Raw genomic sequence first — 3,446 nt, forward strand, 5'->3', positions numbered from 1 at the left:
GTCAGTGATTGTTGCAGCATCCGCCTTAATATTTGGCAACCTGACCGCACCGCCACTGCTTGCTTCCGATTCTGTCCATCCTGCAGAAATCCGAGAAGTCGGTGTTCCGGGCACTCACCCGCTGGATTCAGCGGTCGTTGATCTGACCAGGTACGGCTATGCAGAGCAGGAGTATTACGCGAGTGGAACCGCCAATCGGTATCGAATCAAGAACAGGTTGGAAACAGCGACGCTTGTAGACAGCGGGCATGCATACAACACAAGGATCATGGTGCGGAAGCCAATCGATCCCAAACGCTTCAACGGAGTCGTGGTGGTCGAGTGGTACAACGTATCGGCAGGGCAGGACATTGATTTCTGCTGGGGAGGATCCTATGACTACTTGATGCGCGAGGGTTACGCGTGGGTGGGCGTCTCGGCCCAGCGCGCCGGCATCAAGCAACTCAATGCGTGGAATCCGGCTCGCTACGGCTCACTGAGCGCCGAAGCTTCAAACGATGATCCTCAAGGCGGCACGCTGGACGACCGTGGCGATGTGCTTTCGTGGGACATTTTCGGACAAGTTGGCGCAGCCCTTTTAAACCACCGTGGCCCGAACGATCCGCTGGCGGGACTTGTGATCAAGCATCTGATCGCCGTCGGTGAGTCACAATCGGCGCTGCGCCTGACCGCCTACTACAACTCGATTCAGCCCATTCACAATCTTTATCAAGGATCTGTCTACTACGACGCCGCCGGAAGTCTGCGAAGCGACACAAAGGTCCCGGCCATCAGTGTCGGAACAGAGTTTGGAGCCGCCTTTCCGGTAATTGCAACGGTCGGCGACAGTCCCTTTCTGCGTCGCTGGCCGGTTGCCGGCACTTCGCATGTGAGCTTTCAGGAAATGGATGGGTACGTCGATGTGGAAACCCTGCGGGATGGCTTCTTAAAGTCGCCCGATGGCAAACCACTTTCCCTCACGCAGGCAACTCCGGGATGCAAGCAGACTCCGCTTTGGAGCAAAGTGCCAACCGAGTTGGTTCTCAATTCCGCATACGAGCACCTGAATCTTTGGATCAACGACGGTACGGCCGCTCCTGCCGCACCGCAGTTTGAGCGGAACGCGGATGGTACCCTCAAGCGCGATGCGGATGGGGAGTTGCTGGGTGGCATACGCCTGCCGCAACTTGCAGTACCGACGGCGCAGAATTCTGGATTCAACTCAGGCCCCGGCACGTGCATGCTCGCGGGCTTTCATCACGACTACAGTTCCATAGAACTCAAAGCACGTTACCACGATCACGACGGTTACGCGCACGAGGTAGACAAGGCAACGCAGGAGGTTTTGGACGCTGGCTTCATCCTGCCTTACGATGCTAAGCAGATCAGGCAGTCCGCAAATGCGTCGAAGCTATTCCTGGAGAGAGGGGGAGATGTGAACACGGATCGACAGGCAAAGGGCGATATTGAAATCCAGGAATTGCTGCGCACTGATGCGTCGTGGAATGGCATCGCATACGGCGCGTACCCAGTGGGGGTGGCAGAACCAGTCGTGGCGAAGATTACCATTCCGGCGCACAAAGAATTGACGTGGCACTCTCATCCGATGCCGAGCTTTGCTTATGTTCTCTCTGGTGAGATCACCGTGGAGGACGATAAGGGCAACAAGAAGCATTTCACCGCAGGTGAAGTGATGCCGGAGACGGTTCATACGGCTCACCGCGGTTTCGTGGGCGATCAGCCCGCAACCTTCATCGTCTTTTATGCCGGGACGAAAGGCATGCCGCTCTCACAGCCGGCCAGGTAGGCCAATCGACTTAGCCCAGGAGACTCTCCGTATGGGTTCCAGCGTGCCTCGGATCTACCGGCAACTCTCACTGACTGCGGTCTCCATGGCAACCTTTCTTGCGCCCACAGGAATTGCCGCTCAGTCCTATCGATTGGACTCCGACAAGGGTTTGCTGCCACACAACGTATCCGTCGATGCCGTGTCCTATCGAGGGCGAAATGCTGTTCGCGTGAGAACGCTTCCGAGCGCAGACGCGATCTACGATCCTCAGAAGTCTGGGACGGGAGGCGGAGTCGTCGTTCTCGAAGGGTCTAAGTTTCATAACGGCACGATCGAAGTTGACGTCGCGGGAATGCCTCAGGCCAGTGCGCCGGCTCTAGCACGCGGGTTTGTCGGGATCGCGTTTCGCGTGCCGCCTGACGCTTCCCGGTATGACTACGTCTACATACGTCCTACGAACGGGCGCGCCGAAGATCAGGAACGGCGAAACCACTCGACGCAATACGCGTCGTTTCCCGACAACGAATGGTTGAAATTGCGCACCGAGTCACCGGAGAAGTACGAATCGTACGTGGACCTTGTGCCGGGCGAGTGGACTCACCTCAAGATAGAAGTTAGTGGCGTCAAGATGCGGCTTTACGTCAACGGAGTGGCACAGCCAACGCTGCTGGTGAATGATCTTAAGTTAGGCGATGGTAGTGGAGCAGTCGCCCTGTGGATTGGCGTCGGGACCGAAGCCTACTTCGCCGACCTTAGACTGAAGACCGAAGGGCCGTGACCTGACTGCGCATTGGAAAACCACGAACGAAGGTGAGAGACCTACTCTGATAAACGCTCCTATCCCGAGTCACGGCCCTCGCATAGCACATCGCCAACTACTTATCGAGCAGTTGAGCCGGAAGGTTCGTAGTTCCGGATGTATTACAGCCGATGCCGAAGTTTCGCTTGCAGCAGCCTGTTAGACGAGACCGATACAACAATTGTCGCTGCCTGAATCTACAGGCTACATCTTAGTGTTCTGATTTTGATCGCGCCGCAATTGCCAGCAGGGAGTCTCACCATCCTGCGAGAAGATTGAAGCCGAGCAGGCAACGTCGCTCGTCCCAAGATAGTCATATTCCGATTTGTTGCCTTTCAAAGGAACAACAAGAGTCTGGCTCACCTTGACGGATCCCTGGGGCGATCCGCGCACCTTGTAAACTGTCCAGTCGCCGACATAGAGCGCCACGAATGCCGCCAACAGCGCCACGACAATTCGCCGCACCCACCTGACAATCGCACCTGTTCTCGCTCGCAGCATCTCCGTCCGATGGTACTTGATCCGCGCAGGAGTAAACCCCAAAAGGCCACACCATTTCAGGAATTGCCGTAGAATTCCCGTTGATTGTACTGGCCTGGAGACCGACCAATGAACATCAGCCGCCATATCCATTTGCCACTGTTCCTCTTCTTCATCGCTTGCGCCACCGTGCCAACCTCAGCGCAAGCGCTCCAGGCCAATGACAAGTCTCTCGTCGTCGCCACAACGGCCGGCCAAATCAATGGCACTCCACGCTCCGGCGGCGGCGCGGAGTTCCTCGGCATCCCTTACGCAGAGCCGCCCATCGGCAATCTTCGCTGGCACGAACCGCTGCCCGCGAAGTCCTGGACCGGCGTTCGCAGCGCCACGACCTTCGGC

General features: G+C 57.1%; 4 protein-coding genes. 3 read left to right on the forward strand and 1 reads right to left on the reverse strand.

The genetic code is table 11. The annotated features are described in order from the left end of the window. Together WA354_RS10860 and WA354_RS10865 are read left to right on the forward strand one after the other, a co-directional pair. On the forward strand, window positions 1-1,786 hold a 1,786-nt coding region (locus WA354_RS10860; RefSeq protein ID WP_472813029.1), incomplete at its 5' end, for an alpha/beta hydrolase domain-containing protein. Window positions 1,787-1,817: 31 nt separating this feature from the next. Then, on the forward strand, window positions 1,818-2,546 hold the full coding sequence (locus WA354_RS10865) for a 3-keto-alpha-glucoside-1,2-lyase-like domain-containing protein (RefSeq protein ID WP_472813030.1): 729 nt from the start codon (window positions 1,818-1,820) through the stop codon (window positions 2,544-2,546). 225 nt (window positions 2,547-2,771) lie between these two features. On the opposite strand, the gene WA354_RS10870 is transcribed toward WA354_RS10865, so the two are convergent. Then, a complete protein-coding gene (locus WA354_RS10870; protein WP_472813031.1) occupies window positions 2,772-3,032 on the reverse strand; it encodes a hypothetical protein in 261 nt (86 codons plus the stop codon). 144 nt (window positions 3,033-3,176) lie between these two features. Here WA354_RS10870 and WA354_RS10875 point away from each other — a divergent pair. Further along, window positions 3,177-3,446: carboxylesterase family protein (locus WA354_RS10875; RefSeq protein ID WP_472813032.1), on the forward strand; the 270-nt coding region annotated here is incomplete at its 3' end.

Origin of the sequence: Occallatibacter sp., assembly GCF_049802275.1 — a bacterium.
Lineage (GTDB): Bacteria > Acidobacteriota > Terriglobia > Terriglobales > Acidobacteriaceae > Telmatobacter.

Bases quoted from the DNA above. Each gene is read 5' to 3' on its own strand.
- WA354_RS10865 (WP_472813030.1), top strand. From the start codon at position 1,818: ATGGGTTCCAGCGTGCCTCGGATCTACCGGCAACTCTCACTGACTGCG.